Below are 18,231 nucleotides of genomic sequence, written 5' to 3'. Positions count from 1 at the left end.
CGCCAAGATAACCTCCGCAAAAGCTATCTTGAATCACATCTCGCAGCGATTGTGAATCCAGTTTGTCAACAGGGCCTAAGCCCCTAATGATTTCCAGCGTAATTTGGGGGGATTCAGTCAGTACAAAGCTGGGCAGAGGTACCCCGAATGGGTGTAAAAAGTACCGATATAAAAAGGGGAGAGCGAAAAGCCCTCCCCCGAAATACACGACGAGATCGTAGTTTGCGAACGGCGGTCGCCCAATATTTTTGAGCGTCTCCATATCTACTCCGCCGCCACAGCCCCTTCGCTCTCGCCGAACAGGCCCGGGCCGTCGTCGGCGGTCTCTTCCTCGTTCGCGGCCTTGGCGGTGCGGCGCTTGTCGAAGCTCGACCACACGTCGTTCCATTCGCCCTTGGTCGCGCCCTTGGAATATTCGGTGGCGCGCTGTTCGAAGAAGTTGGCGTGCTCCACCCCGTTCAGCAGCGGGGCGAGCCAGGGCAGCGGGTGATCGTCGACCATGTAGATCGGATCGAGGTTGAGCTGGCCCAGCCGCCAGTCGGCGATATAGCGGATATACTTCTTGATATCCTTGGGCGTCATGCCGGACACCGGGCCCATTTCGAAGGCGAGGTCGATGAAGTTATCCTCCAGCCGCACCGTCTTCTGGCAGATGTCGATGATGTCTTCCTTGACCGCCTTGGTCAGGCAATCTCGCTCGCGCACGAATTCGTGGAACATGCGGATGATGCCTTCGCAGTGCAGGCTTTCATCGCGCACCGACCAGCTGACGATCTGGCCCATGCCCTTCATCTTGTTGAAGCGCGGGAAGTTCATCAGCATGGCGAAGCTGGCGAACAGCTGCATGCCTTCGGTAAAGGCGCCGAACATGGCCAGCGTGCGGGCGATGTCTTCATCATTGTCGACGCCGAACTGCTGCATGTAATTGTGCTTGTCGTTCATTTCCTCATATTCGAGGAAGGCACTGTATTCGCTTTCGGGCATGCCGATCGTGTCGAGCAGGTGGCTGTAGGCCGCGATGTGCACCGTTTCCATGTTGGAAAAGGCGGTGAGCATCATCTTGATCTCGGTCGGCTTGAACACGCGGCCGTATTTGTCGTGATAGCAATCCTGCACCTCGACATCGGCCTGGGTGAAGAAGCGGAAGATCTGCGTGAGCAAATTGCGCTCGTGCTCGGTCAGCTTCTGCGCCCAGTCGCGGCAGTCTTCGCCCAGCGGCACCTCTTCCGGCATCCAGTGGATCTGCTGCTGGCGCTTCCAGAAGTCGTATGCCCAGGGGTATTCGAACGGCTTGTAGGTCTTGCGGGCTTCGAGCAACGACATCGTATCAGTCTCCGGAAATTCCAGTCAGGCGGGGTTGCCCCGGCCCGTTATATGCAAGGCGAGCGGCACCGGCCATTACTGGCAGGCGAGGCATTCTTCGTAATCGGTCTGTTCTCCAGCACCTGCGGCCAGTTCGTATTTGGCGGCGTCGGCGGTGTTGTCCGCTTCCACCCCGCCGGCGAAACCGGCGCGCTGCACGCTCTTCGAGCGGAGGTAGTAGAGCGACTTGATGCCCTTCTCCCACGCCTGGAAGTGCAGCATCATCAGGTCCCACTTGTCGACATCGGCCGGGATGAACAGGTTCAGCGACTGGGCCTGGTCGATATAGGGCGCGCGGTCGGCGGCGAATTCGAGCAGCCAGCGCTGGTCGATCTCGAAGCTGGTCTTGAAGGTCGCCTTCTCTTCCGGCGTCAGGAAATCGAGGTGCTGGACGCTGCCACCCTTTTCCAGGATCGAGTTCCAGACCGCGGTCGAATTCTTGCTCTTCTTGTCGAGGATCTTTTCCAGATAGGGGTTCTTCACCACGAAGCTGCCCGAAAGCGTCTTGTGGGTGTAGATATTGGCCGGGATCGGCTCGATGCAGGCGCTGGTGCCACCGCAGATGATGCTGATCGACGCGGTCGGCGCGATCGCCATCTTGCAGCTGAACCGCTCCATCGCGCCCATTTCGGCGGCATCCGGGCAGGGTCCGCGCTCTTTCGCGAGCATCATCGATGCTTCGGATGCCTTGCCCTGGATATGCTTGAACATCTTCAGGTTCCAGACCTTGGCCATCGGACTTTCGAAGCCGATGCCCTTCTGCTGGAGGAAGGAATGGAAGCCCATCACGCCCAGCCCGACGCTGCGTTCGCGCGTGGCGGAATATTTCGCGCGGGCCATCTCATCGGGCGCGCGGTCGATATAGTTCTGCAGCACGTTGTCGAGAAAGCGCATGACGTCCTCGATGAACTGCTTGTCCTCGTTCCACTCGTCCCACTTCTCGATATTGAGCGAGGACAGGCAGCAGACCGCCGTGCGATCGTTGCCGAGGTGGTCGATGCCCGTCGGCAGGGTGATCTCGGCGCACAGGTTCGAGGTCGAGACCTTGAGGCCCAGATCGCGGTGATGCTTGGGCATCATCCGGTTCACCGTGTCGGAGAAGACGATATAGGGCTCGCCCGTGGCAAGGCGGGTTTCGACCAGCTTCTGGAACAGGCTGCGCGCATCCACCGTCTTGCGAACGCTGCCGTCACGCGGAGAGACGAGGTCGAATTCCTCGCCATTGCGGACCGCTTCCATGAAGGCATCGGTCACCAGCACGCCGTGGTGCAGGTTCAGCGCCTTGCGGTTGAAATCGCCCGAAGGTTTGCGGATCTCGAGGAATTCCTCGATCTCGGGGTGCGAGACATCGATGTAGCAGGCGGCCGAACCGCGGCGCAACGAACCCTGGGAGATCGCCAGCGTCAGGCTGTCCATAACGCGCACGAAGGGAATGATGCCGCTGGTCTTGCCGTTGAGGCCGACCGGTTCGCCGATGCCGCGCACATTGCCCCAATAGGTGCCGATGCCGCCGCCCTTGGACGCGAGCCAGACGTTCTCGTTCCATGTGCCGACGATCCCGTCGAGGCTGTCCTCCACGCTGTTGAGATAGCAGGAGATCGGCAGGCCGCGCTGGGTGCCGCCGTTGGAAAGCACGGGCGTGGCGGGCATGAACCACAGTTTGGAAATGTAGTCGTAAAGGCGCTGCGCATGATCCGCATCGTCGGCGAAGGCATCGGCGACGCGGGCGAACAGGTCCTGATAGCTTTCGCCGGGCAGCAGGTAACGGTCTTCGAGCGTTTCCTTGCCGAAGGCGGTCAGCAGATCATCCCGGCTGGTGTCGATCTGCACGTCGAAACGGCGGTCGAGGACTTTCTTGCTGTCTTCCTTGACGGACGCCTTGGCGACTTCGGCCATGGCACCGGCCATCGCTTCACCCGCCTTTTCGGCGACGAGCTGCTCGCTACCCTTGTCCTGGCTTTTCATGCTGACTGCCTTTTCCGGCTTCTTCGTCTCGGTGGGAGCGGCATCTTCGACAGTGTCCTGAGTATCCATGTCCAGTCCCATCGCCGTTTCGTCTCCGCCTTTGAAATCCATCGTGTCCCCACCGTTTGCCTGTGCGACTGCGGCAGGATCGTGCTGCCGTCCGTTCGCTATGTGTTCGAGTCGGCGAGAGCCCTCCCCGCCTAGCACCGAAAGCCGTGGGGCGGGGTGAAAACTTCTCCCCTGTTTCTCCACAGACCGGGGCGAATTCGCGTCTTCTCCTATATGGGGAGCGGAAGCGTTATCGCTAGGTCTTGTAGGTACCCCCAGGCGACCGACCACTAGATACTGAATCAGAGCGGACTCCGGCGCAAGAGGGTCAATGAAAATTTAACGCGCCGGAAGGGGGCTGGTTCGGGTCCGTGCCGATGATGCAATGCAGCGACGCGTGGACCAAGCTGGCTTTGCGAAATCGCAAGACCAAAATCGCATCGGGTGAAAAAATTTTGCGGGCAAAGATTGTGTGACCGGCTTGCGATTCATTCGAATCGCGGTGGGAAATTTTCTTTCCTTTCCCGACCTTTCGCAGTGCAGCCCGGTCTCGACTCGACGAACCCCGGCGGCGCACCCTTCCCGCAGAACGGGGTGCGACGCCAGGGCGTTCCCGGTCGGGACTACTGGCCGGGAAGGGGAGCACCGGTCAGGAAGTGGGACGGGTTTTTCCGGCGCTACCGAAGGCGAGAACCATTCGTTCGGATGGTGAGGAAGCCAATCTGGCCGCCTCCTCGGCTGCCAGCTGTTGTCTCAGCCTGTCGGCACCCCATCTGTTTTCGGCGAAGATGATATTCGCCTGGTACATCTGGTCCCGGTCCACGCTCGGCGGAGCGCTATCCAGCGAGCGCAGACGGCTAACGGCCTTCATGGCGATCCGGTCGAAACCGCGTTTGCCGGAAGCCCGATAGAGCTTCACATTGGCAGCATCGCCATCGTTATCGCGGGTGAAGCGGACGATAGAGATACCTTCGCCATTCGGCGCATCGCCCAGCCGCGCAGCCACCGAAAGTTGCCGGTCCAGATCGCGCGAGACCGTCTCGACGAATTCCCGGTGCTGGGTATCGGGCGTGACGACGATGTTCTGGGAAAGAACCGGCTCAGCGAGCAGGGCTGCCGAAACCGCAGTGGCGAGTGCAAGTGCGAGGATTTTGTACATTGTGATCATCCTTTTTTCGAAACGAAAAGCGAATGATCGGCCGCAGAGAGTTACGCAGTGATCGCGACAGCCCATTTATGATCTAAGCGAAGACGTTCAGTGGTCGATCAAACAACGCCGACTGCGGGATCGGAGCTGTTGCAAGAAGTGATGCGCCCGTGAAACGGCGTTGTCAAACTACGCAGAAATATGCGTCGTAAGGCTACAAATTGGGAATATTGCGTCTTTTTCGAGTAATTCCTTTCGATCGGGAAGGTGCGATTATTCCTGCGCGCGCTTCGGGAAAGCCACGATCGCGCAACAGACTCGCGCTTAAATGGCACCCGACATTCGTCCTGTTCGTCGATCGCAATTGTCCTTCGTCGAACGCCTTTGTCAGTTCGTCGCATTCCGGGCGTGAGAGGTGATTTCGCCGGACAGAATCTCCACCAGTTCCAGCGGCAAATCGTGACCCCAGCCCGGAATCGTTTTGAGTTTCGCACCCGGGATACAGGCAGCGGTGTCGCGGCCTCCTTCGCAAGGCACGAGAGGGTCGTCTTCACCATGAAGCACCAATGTGGGAACGGTGATTTTCCGCAGCATCGCACTGCGATCACCATCGGCTACGATTGCGGATAGGTGGCGCGTGGGACCTTCGGGATAGAAGCTGCGACGCAGATTTGACAGCGTGCGTTCGCGCAGACGCTCTTCCGGGGAAGGATAGCCCGGCGAGCCGATCGTGCGCGCCAGCATGATGCCGTGCTCGACAAGTACCTCTTCGGCATCGCTCTTCGGACGCGTCACGAGAGCTTCAAGGGCTTCCTTGCGGGCCTGCGGCAGCCTGGGATTGCCGGTGGTCGAGAAAATCTGGGTGAAACTGAGGCAGCGTTCGGCATAGTTGGCCGCCACGTGCTGGGCGATCATTCCGCCCATGCTCGCACCGACGATGTGCGCGCGGTCGATATCCAGCGCGTCGAGCAGGCCGATGGCATCGGCAGCCATGTCGCGCAGGGTGTAGGGCACGCGCGGAGTGAGGCCGAGTTTGGACATGAGGGTCATCCTGACGATGCCCGGCGCCCTCACTCCATCGAATTTGTGACTGAGGCCGATATCGCGGTTGTCGTAGCGAATGACGCGAAAGCCGCGCGAGACGAGCGCCTCTACCAATTCGTCTGGCCAGAGCGTCAACTGCGCCCCGAAACCCATGATAAGCAGCATCGCCGGATCGCCGGAATCCCCGTGTTCTTCGTAATGAATGTCGATCCCGTTCGCGACTACCTTCGGCATTGTTCCCCTCCTGTCGTGCAAGGATCGCAATTGACCGTAAAGACCAGCCCCTGTCCAGCGGGAGCTGCAAGGGCATCCGCAGCGTGGCGCCTTGGCAAATCGAAAGTCGCGATCGTTGCATCGACGAGGACCGATCCAGCCCCGTGCAATTCTTGCGCCCGGTTAACCCTTGGCGGGATTCTACAATATCTCTCGGAGCCGCTCTGCCACCGTCAGTTCTGGATTGGAGACCGGACTAAACATGGACAAGCGCCTGTCCAAAAGATTTGACGTGAACGCCGACGTGCTTAGCCGCGCGGGGCACGAAACGTCGCGAGTCACGCTCCGCGACCTTTCGCCCGCTGGTTGCCGGTTGAGCGGCATCGAACAACAGATACCGATCGGCAGCGAATTGCAGCTCACGCTGATTTCCGGCCTCGACATCTCGGGGACCGTTCGCTGGGCGAAAGGCGGCGATGTCGGGATGGAATTCAGCGAACAGCTTTCCGATGCGGCCGTGAAGTATTTCACTTTCGACGACCCCGGCGCGGAGAACGAGTTCGTCACGCTCGATACGTTCGGGCGCAGGCTCCCCCCGTTGAAAGCCTCGAACCTTCCCGAACCTGCGAACCGCTGAGTTTGTTACAAGCGAGCAGTTCGGTCCCTTACGGGATGAGCACAGTGTCGTGCGCAATGGGGTCGGTCTCCGGATAGTCCATTATATAGTGCAGCCCCCGGCTTTCGCGGCGCTTGAGAGCACTGTTGACGATCAGACCGGCGCATTCGAGCAGGTTGCGCAGTTCGATGAGGTCGGTCGTCACGCGGAAGTGCCCGTAGTAATCCTCGACCTCCTCGCGCAGCAGGCGGATCCGGTGCGCCGCGCGCTCCAGCCGCTTGGTCGTGCGCACGATGCCGACATAGTTCCACATGAAGCGCCGGATTTCGGTCCAGTTCTGCTTGATGACCACTTCCTCGTCTGAATCGGTCACGCGGCTTTCGTCCCACGGCCGGATTTCGGGCGGATCGTCGAGCTGGTCCCAGCATTCCAGAATATCCTTGGCCGCCGCTTCGCCGAACACGAAGCATTCGAGCAGAGAGTTGGAAGCGAGACGGTTGGCGCCGTGCAGGCCGCTCTCCGTGCATTCGCCCGCAGCCCAGAGTCCGGGAAGATCGGTCTTCGCGTCGAGGCCGATCTTGATCCCGCCGCAGGTATAATGCTGCGCAGGAACGACCGGGATCGGCTCCCTGGTCATATCGATACCGAGTCCAAGCAGTTTTTCGTGAATGGTGGGAAAATGCTGCCGGACGAATTCGGGAGGCTGGTGGCTGATGTCGAGATGAACGTAATCGAGGCCGTGGCGCTTGATCTGGTCGTCATTCGCGCGTGCCACAATGTCGCGCGGGGCGAGTTCCATCCGCTCCGCGTCATAGCCCGCCATATAGCGCTCGCCGGTTGCTGGGTTGTACAGCCGCCCGCCTTCGCCCCGGACCGCCTCGGTGATGAGGAAATTCTTGACCTCGAGGTTGTAGAGGCAGGTCGGGTGGAACTGCATCATTTCCATGTTCGATACGCGGGCACCCGCGCGCCAGGCCATGGCGATCCCATCCCCCGTCGCTCCGCGCGGTGCAGTGGAGAAGAGATAGACGCGGCCTGCGCCCCCCGCGGCCAGGATAGTGGCCCGCGCGACATGGGTGACGACCTTGCCGCTTTCCGCATCCAGCGCATAGGCGCCCCAAACGCGCCCCGAGCCCGAATATTCCTCCTGGTTGCGCCCGGTGATGAGATCGATGCAGCTCTGGTTCGGAAGGAGGGTGATGTTCGGATTTTCCTCCGCCGCCTTGAGCAATGCCGCCTGCACCGCCCAGCCGGTCGCATCGTTCACATGGACGATCCGCCTGTGCGAATGTCCGCCTTCGCGCGTGAGATGCAGGTCGTCTTCTTCACGGTTGAAGGGCACGCCGAGGTCGCACAGCCGGTCGATCGCCGCCGGCGCGCGTTCGATGACGAACTCGACCGTTTCGAGATCGTTGAGTCCCGCGCCCGCCACCATGGTATCGCGAATATGGTTTTCGAAGGTATCGCCCGTGTCGAGAACGGCGGCGATTCCGCCCTGTGCCCAAGCGGTCGATCCGCTCGTGAGCTGACCTTTGGCGAGGACAAGTACTTTCCGGCTTTCAGCCAGTGCCAGCGCGGCGGTCAGACCGGCGGCGCCGGATCCGATAACAAGGACGTCATGAGCTTCTTTCATGGCCCGCCTCATGCCCACGCAATCACCACGCGGCAAGTAGAGAACGATTCGCCGAAAACGAGGTTAACGGCAGGAGCAAGCTGGCTATGGAGCGACTCGACAGGGGCTTTGAATTTCGGGACTTGGAGGGTCGCAAATAATGAAAATGGGTCTACTCGCCTGCGCTTTCGGGCGCCACTCGGTCGATCATGCCAATATGCGCAAGGCTGGCGGCATGCATGTCGGCAAATGCCGCTGCTGCAGGACGCCGATGGAGGAAATCGAACCGCACGTCTGGGATGTGCTCCGCGTAAAGGACGCCGGTCTCGGACCGCGCAGCTTCGGCTGATGAATTTCCCGGCGCGGTTCAGCCCGCGCCGGTGAGTTGCACGAACACGTCCTCGAGGTCGGCCTCGCGGGTGGTAACGTCTTCAATCCCGTAGCCATGGCTCTGGACCAGCGCGAGGACCTGTCCTGCGCTGGCCTTGTCGCGATCATAGGTAATGTCGAGCCGGCGCGGATCGACCACCTCGGCCTTGAGGAAGGCTTCTTCCATGATCGGCCCGCCAAGATCCTTGTCGACGCTGACCGAAACGATCTTCTCGCGCGCCATGCCCACCAGTTCGCGGGTCGGCTTGTTGGCGATCAGCTCGCCGTGGTTGATGATGGCAATGCGGTCGCACAGCTGCTCCGCCTCTTCGAGGTAATGGGTGGTCAGCACCACGGTCACGCCCTCGGCATTCAGTTCCTGGACCAGCTCCCACAGCTGGCGGCGCAATTCCACATCCACCCCTGCAGTAGGTTCGTCGAGCACGAGAATTGGCGGCGAATGCACCATCGCCTTGGCAATCAGCAGACGGCGCTTCATCCCGCCCGAGAGGGTACGCGCATAGGCATCGCGCTTGTCCGAAAGGTGGACGGCGGCAAGCAGGTCCTCGCTGCGCCGGTCCTTCTTCGAAATGCCGTAAAAGCCGCCCTGGTTCTCCAACACTTCGAACGGAGTGAAGAAGGGATCGAAGACGATTTCCTGCGGGACGATCCCAATGGATCGTTTGGCATTGCGGGGGTTGGCGTCGATGTCGAAACCCCAGATTTCCGCACTGCCACTGGTCTTGCGCACCAGACCGGCCAATATGTTGATGATCGTCGACTTGCCGGCACCGTTGGGTCCGAGCAATCCGAACACGCCGCCCTGCGGCACGTCGAAACTGACACCCTTGAGCGCCAGCTTGCCTTCGTCCCCCGGCCCGCTGGGGGCATAGCGTTTGACGAGATTGTCGATGGAAATTGCAGACGGTGTGGTCATCACTGTGCCCTAGGCGCTTGAGGCGCACAGAAAAACCCATTATCGGCCCTTTCATGAGTTTGCCTCCTCCCGAAGTGTCCAAGGTCACCACGCGGCGCGTATGGTGCGATGGCGCGACCGACATCCGCAGCGGCAGGAACTACAAGCCTGCCGCGCTGGGCCACCCCAAGGTCTATCTCCAGATCGACGAGCATGGCTATGTCGATTGCGGTTATTGCGATCGCCGCTTCGTGCTCGAAGGGGGTCCTGCGGACGGGGTCGACCAGTCGCAGCTGATGGACATCTCCGAAGGCGGCGATCCGGGCCACCTCTAGCCCCTCGCCAATCGGTGCGGTCCTCCCTACATGGGGAGCATGACAGAACCGCTGACCGATCCTCTCTCACTCGTATACGGAAACAAGCTCTCGCCTGAAGAGGCACAGTCGCTGACGCGGCAACTCCTGTCGTCCTGCGATGATGGCGAGCTCTACATGCAGTTCATCGCATCCGAAGCCTTCGGTTTCGACGATGGCAGGCTGAAAACCGCAGATTATTCCCGCGATTCGGGCTTCGGCCTGCGCGGGGTATCGGGTGAGACCACCGGCTTTGCTCACGCAAACGAGATCAGCGCGGCCGCCATCCGCCGCGCGGGCGAAACACTGCAATTGCTCGATGCGACCACCAGCCCGCTCGCCGCGCCGCCCGAGCGGACCAACCGCCATCTCTATACCGACCTTTGCCCGCTCGACCTCGTCCCGTTCGAGGAGAAGGTCGCATTGCTGGAAAAGATCGATGCCGTTGCCCGCGCCAAGGATCCCCGCGTTGCGCAGGTTTCAGCTAGCCTGCTGGCGAACTGGAGCGTCGTCGAGATCGTTCGCCCCGACGGGCATATCGCGCGCGACATCCGGCCGCTGGTCCGCCTCAACATCCAGGTCGTCGCCGAACAGAACGGTCGCCGCGAAACTGGCTTCTTCGGTCTGGGCGGACGCTATCTCTATGACCGGCTGTTCGACGAGGGCGCGTGGATGCGCGCGATCGACGAAGCGGTCAGGCAGGCCTTGGTCAATCTCGAAAGCGTGGCCGCGCCTGCGGGTGAAAAGACCGTCCTGCTCGGCCCGGGCTGGCCCGGCGTCCTGCTTCACGAAGCGGTGGGGCACGGGCTCGAAGGGGATTTCAACCGCAAGGGTACCAGCGCCTTTTCGGGCCGCCTCGGCGAACGTGTGGCGGCGCCCGGCGTGACCGTGATCGACGATGGCAGCATGGCGGAGAGGCGCGGCTCGCTGTCCATCGACGACGAAGGCACGCCGACGCGCGAGACGGTGCTGATCGAGGACGGCATCCTCAAGGGCTATATGCAGGACCGCCTCAATGCGCGGCTGATGGGTGTCGAGGCGACCGGAAACGGACGCCGTGAAAACTACCAGCACGCGCCCATGCCGCGCATGACCAATACCTTCATGCAGAGCGGCGGCGATGACCCCGCCGAACTGCTCAGCCGGGTCGAGGACGGCATCTACGCCACCAGTTTCGGCGGCGGGCAGGTGGATATTACCAGCGGCAAGTTCGTCTTCGCCTGCACCGAGGCTTACAAGGTGGAAAAGGGCAAAGTCGTCGCGCCGATCAAGGGTGCCACGCTGATCGGGGACGGCCCCAGCGTGCTCACCCGCGTCACGGGCATCGGCAACGACATGACACTGGACGAAGGCATCGGGATCTGCGGCAAGGGCGGGCAAAGCGTGCCTGCAGGCGTCGGACAACCGACGCTTCTGATCGATGGCATTACCGTTGGCGGAACGGGCTAGCCCAGCAGTCGCACGAGTCAGCGTGCGTTCAGCGCATGTTTGATATATGTTTCGCGAAGTTAGGAGACTCGCCATGTTCAAACGCCTCGCACTCGCCACCGCCGCTCTTGGATTGCTGGCTGCGCCTTCAGTTCAGGCTGACGAAACCGCCGAAATGACGCGCGGCGAACAGAAGCTGGCCAAGATGCTCGAAGGCCGCGTGGCCGGTGAGCCGCAGAATTGCATTCGCACCATTGGTTCGCGGTCCCTGACCAGCATCGATGACACGGCGCTGGTCTACAAGGATGGGAATACCATCTGGGTCAATTATACCCGTACTCCCGAGAGTATCGATGATAGCGATTACCTGGTCATCAAGAAGTTCAGCGCCACGTCGCTCTGCCGCACCGACCAGATCCAGACCTACGACCGGACGGGGGACTTCTTCTCGGGTGTGATCATGCTCGACGAGTTTGTGCCCTATCGTAAGGCTGAAGAGGGCTGAGCAATTGTCAGAAGCCTGACGTCAACTCTTCGGCTTGAGTAGTTTTTCGGGCCTGATACGCTGGGCTTCGCCGAATAGGCCGTAGGTCTTGTTGACGTAGTTCGACACATCAATAATCGAATCGAGATACGTCTCGAGCTCGTCGGTCATTTCCTGCTCCACCAGCCGGACATGTGCGCCCGGGTTTTCCGTCTCGAAATGGACATAGAACCAGGGATCTCCCCGCTTTAGCACCAGTGGTTTCGAAAGGTCGTACCATTCGAACGCCCATGCCAGCGGTCGGGGCCAGATATGGATCGGATACCGACCGCCCATCGCCACACCTGGTCGTCTTTCCGGAAACCAGTGGAGATAGGGTTCGGTCTGGACCACCCAACATGGTTCGTCTGCCACGAAGACATAGGGCGCGGTGAACTGGAGGATTGGCCGTTCTGGGTCGCGCCATTCAGACTGAGGTTGCAATTGCAGCAAGTTGGCACGGCCCTGCGGTCTCATACCAGATTGTTCGCCATCGGCATCGGTTAGCTGGAGTCGACCCTGTGCATCGCGTACGAAGGCCAAGGTAAGGTCTACCGGGCAGGGAATAACGAAGTGTCGCCGGTCGAAATCTATAGCGGCGGGACAAACCTGAATCGACTTGCCGCTTTTTGACTTCGGTTCAGAGCGGGCGAAGGTCGTCGGCGGGCTCCAGATCGCATCACTTTTCGCGAACCGTACTGTCCAGCCAACGGTGACAGTGCGTTTCTTGCCGCGGCGCTCTGCTTCTGCACTGCCAGCGTCGGCGGCGAAATAGTCATCCCAACTCATTGCTTTCCCTTGCCTGTGTCTAATTGATTCCGCAATGCTGCGCGCGCCTGGATGCGCCCCTCTATCTCTCACCGACATGCCCGAGGCCTGTGCTGCACAGTGACAGTGCGAGACAGTTCGAACATTTTGGCGCGGCGGGGCGGCAAAATGTCTGCCCGAGCTTTTTCATAAGCAGGTGATGCTCGTCGAAATCTCCGCCGTCCCATTCATCCGGCATGGCAGGCATGATCGCCTCGAATGCACGATCGGTGCTGGCCTTTGGCGGAACGAGACCCATGCGTTGCAGAATGCGCCTGTGGTGTCCGTCCAGCACGATTGCACGGCGGTCCAGGGTCGAGGCATTCATCACCCCGGCTGCAATCTTGCGTCCGACGCCGGGAAGACGCTCGAGCCAGCGCATCGCCTCCAGCGTTTCCATCTCCGTAAGATGCGAAAGGTCGACCGCTCCACGAAGTTCGATGAGCCGGGCCAGACTGTCCTTGAGACGTTCTGCGGCGATATTGGGGTAAGTCTGGGTGGAAAGTTCGTTCTGCAGTTCCTCCAGCGGAGCATCCGCCACCGCCTCCCACGAGCCATAGCGTTTGAGCAATTGGTCGGTCGCCGCGTTGGAGATTTCCGACTTCGTCCGTGCGCCGATGACTCCCTGTACCAGCACCCATTCCGGTCGTCGCCATTCCACCGCCGCACGCTCGATCCGTCCGAAGCGCTGGACAAGCAACGCTTGCAAGCGCCGTAAAGTCTCGGAGCGCGGATCGGGTCCCAGTGCTAGTCGCAAATCACTCCCACTCGATCGTGCCGGGTGGCTTCGAAGTGTAGTCGTAGACGACGCGGTTGATGCCCTTGACCTCGTTGATGATCCGCGTCGCAACGCGGCTGAGGAAACCGGCATCGAATGGATAGATGTCGGCGGACATGCCGTCGGTGCTGGTAACTGCACGCAGGCCGCAGACGCTGTCATAGGTTCGCCCATCGCCCATCACGCCGACTGTCTTGACCGGAAGCAGGACGGCAAATGCCTGCCAGATCGCATCATAGAGACCGGCGTTGCGAATTTCCTCGAGGTAGATCGCATCGGCCTTGCGCAAGATATCGCAGCGCTCCTTGGTCACTTCGCCCGGGATGCGGATGGCGAGGCCCGGACCGGGGAAGGGGTGGCGGCCGACGAAGACTTCGGGAAGGCCGAGTTCGCGCCCCAGGTCGCGCACTTCGTCCTTGAACAGTTCGCGTAGCGGTTCGACCAGTTCCATGTTCATGCGTTCGGGCAGGCCGCCGACATTGTGGTGGCTCTTGATCGTCACCGACGGGCCGCCGGTAAAGCTGACGCTTTCGATGACATCGGGATAGAGCGTACCCTGTGCCAGGAAATCCGCGCCGCCGATTTTCTTCGCTTCTGCTTCGAACAGGTCGATGAAAGCGCCGCCGATGAACTTGCGTTTCTTTTCAGGGTCGGTCTGGCCCTCAAGTCCACCGAGAAACATCTCCTCCGCGTTCACGTGAACCAGCGGAATGTTGTAGTGGTCGCGGAACAGGGTGACGACCTGTTCGGCCTCGTTCATTCGCATGAGGCCGTGGTCGACGAAGACGCAGGTCAGTTGCTCGCCTATCGCCTCGTGAATAAGTACGGCTGCCACCGCGCTGTCGACACCGCCGGACAGACCGCAAATGACCTTTCCGTCGCCCACCTGCGCACGGATTTCCTCGATCTTGGTTTTGCGGAACTCGGCCATGGTCCAGTCGCCCGCGAGCCCGCAGACATGGCGCACGAAATTGGCGAGCAGTTTGCCGCCGTCGGGGGTATGGACCACTTCAGGATGGAACTGGGTGCCGTAATAACGGCGCTCGTCGTCTGCAATCAGCGCGAAGGGCGCACCGGGGCTCGTGGCGACGATCCGGAAACCGTCGGCGATGCGGGTGACCTTGTCGCCATGGCTCATCCAGACCTGATGCGTTTCACCGGGCTTCCACAAACCGTCGAAGAGCACGCATTCTTCGGTCACTTCGCAGAAAGCGCGCCCGAACTCGCCGCCTTCGCCGGTCTCGTGACCCGGGCGAACTTCGCCGCCGAGCTGCTGGGTCATGACCTGCTGGCCATAGCAGATGCCGAGGATGGGGACCTTGCTTTCAAAGATCACATCTGGAGCGCGCGGGCTGTCGCGATCGGGCACGCTGGCAGGGCTGCCCGAAAGAATGACCCCCTTCGGCTTCAGGCGATGGAACGCCTCTTCGGCTTGGGTGAAGGGGGCGATTTCCGAATAGACCCCGGCCTCGCGCACGCGGCGCGCGATGAGCTGGGTGACCTGGCTGCCGAAATCGACGATGAGGATGGAATCGGGGAGGTGGGAAGGGTCCATGCGCGGCGGTTAGGACGCGGGCTTGATGCTGTCCAGAGAGGGAGAAAAAGCGCACGCCGGTTCAGTTGCGCAAAACGCAACACTTCCTGATGTTTTCTCACTTTAGTTCACAGGCCTGTAACATTATTTCGCAACCCACACCCGGCGCGGAGATGTCCCTCCCAACTCAGATCTTTGCCCGGGAACGAGATGGCGGCAGTCCCTTCCCAAGAGTTGCTGTCGTCGCCTTCCTCTCGGCGAGCGAGCCGGTCCACATTGGTCCACTCGTGGCTCCTAGCGCGAGCGCCGCTTGTCCGAGAGGCGATATGGCAGCGAGTAGAGACGCGGCCGCCCACACATCTCCTCTCCCCCTCCCCCCAGTGTCGGCGCCGCGTCTCGAATCGCACCTATTCCGGCAATCCCCGACGCTCGGCTTCTTCGCGCAGGCCGGTCTTGAGCAGCTTGCCGATGTGACTACGCGGCATCTCTTCGATTACATGCAACTGTGCGAGTCTTTGGGTTTTTCCGAGTCGCGCATTGACCGAATCGCGAATGTCCTGCGGATCACGCGCATCTTCGGAAAGGCGCACGAAGCCCACCGGCGTCTCGCCCCATTTGCGTGAGGGTACTCCAATCACCGCAGCTTCGATTACGCCGTCCTCTTCCAACAGTGCATTTTCCAGATCTACCGGATAGATATTGAATCCGCCCGAGATGATCATGTCCTTCGCACGGCCGACCAGCTCGACGAAGCCATCCGCATCGACGCGTCCGATATCGCCCATGCGTTGCCAGACCTCGCCCGTTTCGGGATCGGTCCAATAGCCCTCCTCGGTCTGCTCCGGGCGGTTCTTGTAACCGCTCATCATGGTCTGGCTGCGTCCGATGAGATTGCCCGGAGTGCCAGCAGGAACTTCGCGGTCACCGTCGTCCAGCACCTTCAACTCGCTGCCGGGAGCGGGTCTGCCCACCGTATGCAGCTTGTCGGGAAACTTGTGCGCTTCTAGCAGGCAGACCACGCCGCCTTCGGTCATCGAATAGATTTCGATCAGCGCACCGGGCATGCGGCGCAGAACCTCGCGCTTCAGCTCCGCAGGGAAGGGTGCCGAAGTGCAATATTTGAGCTGCAGTGCGGACAAGTCGAAATCGTCGAACTTCGGCTCGTCCATCAAGCGCTGATACTGCACCGGCACCAGCATGGTGATCGTAGTGCGATCGTTCTGGGCGCTTTCGAGCCAGCGCATCCGGTCGAACTTGCCCATCACACGCACGGTACCGCCGGCCAGCAGTGCAGGCAGGAAAGCGACCATGGTGGTGTTCGAATAGAGCGGGGTAGATGCGAGGCTGCGGACCTCCAGCCCGTTTTCGATCCAACTGGCCGCAGTCGATGCGAACTGCCGCCAGCGCATCTGGTGCGAATGGACTATGCCTTTGGGCGTGCCGGTAGTGCCCGAGGAATAGATTATATTGAACGGTTCCCCCGGATCGTGATCGACAACCGGCGCGCGCGTATGCGGCGGCGCCATCCAGCTCTCCAGCTCTTCATCGAGTATGACGCGGCTGAGGCCCGGAAAACATTCTTCTCCCAATTCTGATAATTTTGCGCGATCGATGAAGATATGTCGCGCACCGGAGTCCTCGGCCATGCCGGCAAGCTGTTCGGCACTGGCGCTTGTCGTCAGGGGGGCGGCGACACCACCGGCGCGAATGGCCGCAAGGAATACCAGCGCATAGCCAATGCTCGATGTGCCAAGGATTGCGACCGCCTGTCCGCGCTGGAGGCCGTCTTCCAGTAGCCGCGCCGCAATCCGCTCGACTCGTTCGCCGAGCTCCTGCCAGCTTAGTTCGCCATTCTCGTCGAGCAGAGCGGGCGTTTCACCCAGCCTGGCCCCATTGGCGCTGATGATATCCGAAAACGAACCGAAGGGCCGCTCCAATGCGGCGAGATGCAATGTATCTCCCATGGCGTCACCCTATCGGACCGTGCGACACTGTCGAGTAGCTATCTCAGCATTCGATGACGTTTACCGCGAGCCCGCCCTGGCTGGTTTCCTTGTACTTGTTGCTCATATCGAGCCCGGTCTGGCGCATGGTCTCGATGACCTGGTCGAGGCTGACCAGCGTTTCCGCGCCCGTGCGGTGCAGCGCCAGCCGTGCCGCGTTGACTGCCTTCACCGCACCGATGGCATTACGCTCGATACAGGGCACCTGCACCAGTCCGCCCACCGGATCGCAGGTGAGGCCGAGGTTGTGCTCCATCCCGATTTCGGCTGCCGAGGCGATCTGTACCGGCGATGCGCCCCACAAGGCCGCCAGACCACCCGCCGCCATCGAACAGGCCACGCCGACTTCCCCCTGGCATCCCATTTCGGCCCCCGAAATGCTCGCACGCTGCTTGTAAAGCAGGCCGATTGCGCCTGCGGTGAGCAGGAACGTCCGGCGACTGTCCCGGCAAGGTTGCTCGTCGGCGGTCTGGCAATAGAAGCGAATGACCGCGGGAATGATGCCGGCCGCGCCGTTCGTCGGTGCAGTCACCACGCGCCCGCCCGCTGCATTTTCTTCGTTTACGGCCATTGCGTAGCAGTTCAGCCAATCGAACAGCTGCTCACGTTCGTTCGATTGCGGATTGGCGGAAAGCTTGTCCCAAAGGTCGGGCGCGCGCCTTTCAACCTTGAGCCCGCCCGGAAGAATGCCTCGCTGGGTCAGCCCGCGGTCGATGCATTGGTCCATCGCCTTGGCGACACGGTCGATACCCTCCATCGTCTTCTCGCGCGAGCGGAACGCGTCTTCATTGGCGAGTACGAGTTCGGCTATCGAAAGACCGGTCGATTTGCAGGCCGCCAGCAATTCCTCCGCCGAACCGAAATCGTGCGGCACCTGTGTACCCGTGTTGATCCGGTCGTCCTTCGGCTTGCGCTTCAACTGCGCCTCGGAGGCTACGAAACCGCCCCCGGTAGAGAAATAGGTCCGCTCTGCCAGAACCTTTCCTTCCCCCTCGAGCGCCGTCAGTTTCATTCCATTGGGGTGAAGTTCGGGCAATATGTGGCCGGCAAGGTCGATATCGGCTGCCGGATCGAAGGGGATTTCGCGCTTTCCGCCAAGCGCAATCCGTTTGCTTCGGCGTAGATCGGCCAGCGCCTGCGCGGCATCGTCCGGGCAGGTCCTGTCGGGAGCGAACCCCATGAGGCCAAGCATCGTGGCATCGACCGTTCCGTGACCGACCCCTGTAAGCGCCAGAGATCCCTGCAATTGGGCCGTCACCCGCGCTGTGCGATCCAGCTTGCCAGCCTTGTCGAGCGCACGGATGAAAGTGCGCGTTATGCGCATCGGACCCACGGTGTGGGAGGAGGAAGGACCGATCCCGATCCGGAAGATGTCGAGCACTGATAGCATGGCTGCGTGATGCGCCTTGCCCGTCCCGAAATCAACCGGTTGCAGGTGAAACCTGTCTCTCGATTGTCTGTGGGTAAATCGGGGCCGAAAACTTTGGATTTCCGCCCTTGCACGCCTATATGA

At 60.9% G+C, this 18,231-nt stretch carries 17 protein-coding genes; 5 read left to right on the top strand and 12 right to left on the bottom strand.

Going from position 1 to position 18,231, the window contains the following annotated elements:
• The 5 genes from K3180_RS05075 to K3180_RS05055 form a co-directional block, all read right to left on the bottom strand.
• Positions 1-262, bottom strand: a 262-nt coding sequence (locus tag K3180_RS05075) for a hypothetical protein (RefSeq protein ID WP_221538655.1), incomplete at its 3' end; no start/stop codon positions are given.
• Between the two features lie 2 nt (positions 263-264).
• On the bottom strand, positions 265-1,323 hold the full coding sequence (locus tag K3180_RS05070) for a ribonucleotide-diphosphate reductase subunit beta (protein WP_221538654.1): 1,059 nt from the start codon (positions 1,321-1,323) through the stop codon (positions 265-267).
• A 75-nt stretch (positions 1,324-1,398) separates the two neighbouring features.
• Positions 1,399-3,438 carry a ribonucleoside-diphosphate reductase subunit alpha gene (locus K3180_RS05065; protein WP_221538653.1) on the bottom strand — a complete coding sequence of 680 codons (2,040 nt, stop codon included), beginning with the start codon at positions 3,436-3,438 and terminating at the stop codon, positions 1,399-1,401.
• Positions 3,439-4,024: 586 nt separating this feature from the next.
• A complete protein-coding gene (locus tag K3180_RS05060; RefSeq protein WP_221538652.1) occupies positions 4,025-4,534 on the bottom strand; it encodes a TonB family protein in 510 nt (169 codons plus the stop codon).
• 375 nt (positions 4,535-4,909) lie between these two features.
• Positions 4,910-5,800, bottom strand: a complete 891-nt coding sequence (locus K3180_RS05055; RefSeq protein WP_221538651.1) for an alpha/beta fold hydrolase — start codon at positions 5,798-5,800, stop codon at positions 4,910-4,912.
• 241 nt (positions 5,801-6,041) lie between these two features.
• Between K3180_RS05055 and K3180_RS05050 the strand changes: the two genes are divergently transcribed.
• On the top strand, positions 6,042-6,416 hold the full coding sequence (locus K3180_RS05050) for a PilZ domain-containing protein (RefSeq protein ID WP_221538650.1): 375 nt from the start codon (positions 6,042-6,044) through the stop codon (positions 6,414-6,416).
• A 28-nt stretch (positions 6,417-6,444) separates the two neighbouring features.
• Here the strand turns inward: K3180_RS05050 and nadB are convergent, their stop codons facing one another.
• Positions 6,445-8,028, bottom strand: coding sequence for an L-aspartate oxidase (gene nadB / locus K3180_RS05045; RefSeq protein ID WP_221538649.1), 1,584 nt, complete (start codon positions 8,026-8,028; stop codon positions 6,445-6,447).
• 139 nt (positions 8,029-8,167) lie between these two features.
• Between nadB and K3180_RS05040 the strand changes: the two genes are divergently transcribed.
• Positions 8,168-8,356: a hypothetical protein gene (locus K3180_RS05040; protein WP_160728558.1), complete on the top strand. Its 189-nt coding sequence runs from the start codon at positions 8,168-8,170 to the stop codon at positions 8,354-8,356.
• Between the two features lie 18 nt (positions 8,357-8,374).
• Here the strand turns inward: K3180_RS05040 and K3180_RS05035 are convergent, their stop codons facing one another.
• Positions 8,375-9,313: an ABC transporter ATP-binding protein gene (locus tag K3180_RS05035; RefSeq protein WP_221538648.1), complete on the bottom strand. Its 939-nt coding sequence runs from the start codon at positions 9,311-9,313 to the stop codon at positions 8,375-8,377.
• Positions 9,314-9,366: 53 nt separating this feature from the next.
• Between K3180_RS05035 and K3180_RS05030 the strand changes: the two genes are divergently transcribed.
• From K3180_RS05030 to K3180_RS05020, 3 genes are all read left to right on the top strand, one after another.
• The gene (locus K3180_RS05030) at positions 9,367-9,627 is read left to right on the top strand and encodes a zinc-finger domain-containing protein (protein WP_221538647.1); all 261 of its coding nucleotides are present in this window, start codon (positions 9,367-9,369) and stop codon (positions 9,625-9,627) included.
• A gap of 39 nt (positions 9,628-9,666) precedes the next feature.
• Positions 9,667-11,094: a metalloprotease TldD gene (tldD, locus tag K3180_RS05025; protein ID WP_221538646.1), complete on the top strand. Its 1,428-nt coding sequence runs from the start codon at positions 9,667-9,669 to the stop codon at positions 11,092-11,094.
• A gap of 73 nt (positions 11,095-11,167) precedes the next feature.
• Complete coding sequence (locus tag K3180_RS05020; RefSeq protein WP_221538645.1) at positions 11,168-11,578, top strand: hypothetical protein; 411 nt, start codon at positions 11,168-11,170, stop codon at positions 11,576-11,578.
• Between the two features lie 21 nt (positions 11,579-11,599).
• Here the strand turns inward: K3180_RS05020 and K3180_RS05015 are convergent, their stop codons facing one another.
• The 5 genes from K3180_RS05015 to K3180_RS04995 form a co-directional block, all read right to left on the bottom strand.
• Positions 11,600-12,385: a hypothetical protein gene (locus K3180_RS05015; RefSeq protein WP_221538644.1), complete on the bottom strand. Its 786-nt coding sequence runs from the start codon at positions 12,383-12,385 to the stop codon at positions 11,600-11,602.
• A gap of 61 nt (positions 12,386-12,446) precedes the next feature.
• On the bottom strand, positions 12,447-13,112 hold the full coding sequence (locus tag K3180_RS05010) for an endonuclease III domain-containing protein (RefSeq protein ID WP_247710320.1): 666 nt from the start codon (positions 13,110-13,112) through the stop codon (positions 12,447-12,449).
• A gap of 49 nt (positions 13,113-13,161) precedes the next feature.
• On the bottom strand, positions 13,162-14,736 hold the full coding sequence (guaA, locus tag K3180_RS05005; RefSeq protein WP_221538641.1) for a glutamine-hydrolyzing GMP synthase: 1,575 nt from the start codon (positions 14,734-14,736) through the stop codon (positions 13,162-13,164).
• Positions 14,737-15,122: 386 nt separating this feature from the next.
• Positions 15,123-16,679 carry a class I adenylate-forming enzyme family protein gene (locus K3180_RS05000; protein WP_221538639.1) on the bottom strand — a complete coding sequence of 519 codons (1,557 nt, stop codon included), beginning with the start codon at positions 16,677-16,679 and terminating at the stop codon, positions 15,123-15,125.
• Positions 16,680-16,722: 43 nt separating this feature from the next.
• Positions 16,723-18,108, bottom strand: coding sequence for an L-serine ammonia-lyase (locus K3180_RS04995; RefSeq protein WP_221538637.1), 1,386 nt, complete (start codon positions 18,106-18,108; stop codon positions 16,723-16,725).
• Between the last annotated feature and the right edge of the window lie 123 nt (positions 18,109-18,231).

The organism is Qipengyuania huizhouensis (assembly GCF_019711635.1).
In the GTDB taxonomy this organism is placed as follows: domain Bacteria; phylum Pseudomonadota; class Alphaproteobacteria; order Sphingomonadales; family Sphingomonadaceae; genus Qipengyuania; species Qipengyuania huizhouensis.
Note: the sequence above shows the minus strand (reverse complement) of the source record. Positions and strands in the feature narration are given on the sequence as shown.

Bases quoted from the DNA above. Each gene is read 5' to 3' on its own strand.
- tldD (WP_221538646.1), top strand. From the start codon at position 9,667: ATGACAGAACCGCTGACCGATCCTCTCTCACTCGTATACGGAAACAAG.
- guaA (WP_221538641.1), bottom strand. From the start codon at position 14,736: ATGGACCCTTCCCACCTCCCCGATTCCATCCTCATCGTCGATTTCGGC.
- K3180_RS05070 (WP_221538654.1), bottom strand. From the start codon at position 1,323: ATGTCGTTGCTCGAAGCCCGCAAGACCTACAAGCCGTTCGAATACCCC.
- K3180_RS05040 (WP_160728558.1), top strand. From the start codon at position 8,168: ATGAAAATGGGTCTACTCGCCTGCGCTTTCGGGCGCCACTCGGTCGAT.
- nadB (WP_221538649.1), bottom strand. From the start codon at position 8,028: ATGAAAGAAGCTCATGACGTCCTTGTTATCGGATCCGGCGCCGCCGGT.
- K3180_RS05030 (WP_221538647.1), top strand. From the start codon at position 9,367: ATGAGTTTGCCTCCTCCCGAAGTGTCCAAGGTCACCACGCGGCGCGTA.
- K3180_RS04995 (WP_221538637.1), bottom strand. From the start codon at position 18,108: ATGCTATCAGTGCTCGACATCTTCCGGATCGGGATCGGTCCTTCCTCC.
- K3180_RS05020 (WP_221538645.1), top strand. From the start codon at position 11,168: ATGTTCAAACGCCTCGCACTCGCCACCGCCGCTCTTGGATTGCTGGCT.
- K3180_RS05065 (WP_221538653.1), bottom strand. From the start codon at position 3,438: ATGGATTTCAAAGGCGGAGACGAAACGGCGATGGGACTGGACATGGAT.
- K3180_RS05050 (WP_221538650.1), top strand. From the start codon at position 6,042: ATGGACAAGCGCCTGTCCAAAAGATTTGACGTGAACGCCGACGTGCTT.
- K3180_RS05035 (WP_221538648.1), bottom strand. From the start codon at position 9,313: ATGACCACACCGTCTGCAATTTCCATCGACAATCTCGTCAAACGCTAT.
- K3180_RS05060 (WP_221538652.1), bottom strand. From the start codon at position 4,534: ATGTACAAAATCCTCGCACTTGCACTCGCCACTGCGGTTTCGGCAGCC.
- K3180_RS05015 (WP_221538644.1), bottom strand. From the start codon at position 12,385: ATGAGTTGGGATGACTATTTCGCCGCCGACGCTGGCAGTGCAGAAGCA.
- K3180_RS05000 (WP_221538639.1), bottom strand. From the start codon at position 16,679: ATGGGAGATACATTGCATCTCGCCGCATTGGAGCGGCCCTTCGGTTCG.
- K3180_RS05055 (WP_221538651.1), bottom strand. From the start codon at position 5,800: ATGCCGAAGGTAGTCGCGAACGGGATCGACATTCATTACGAAGAACAC.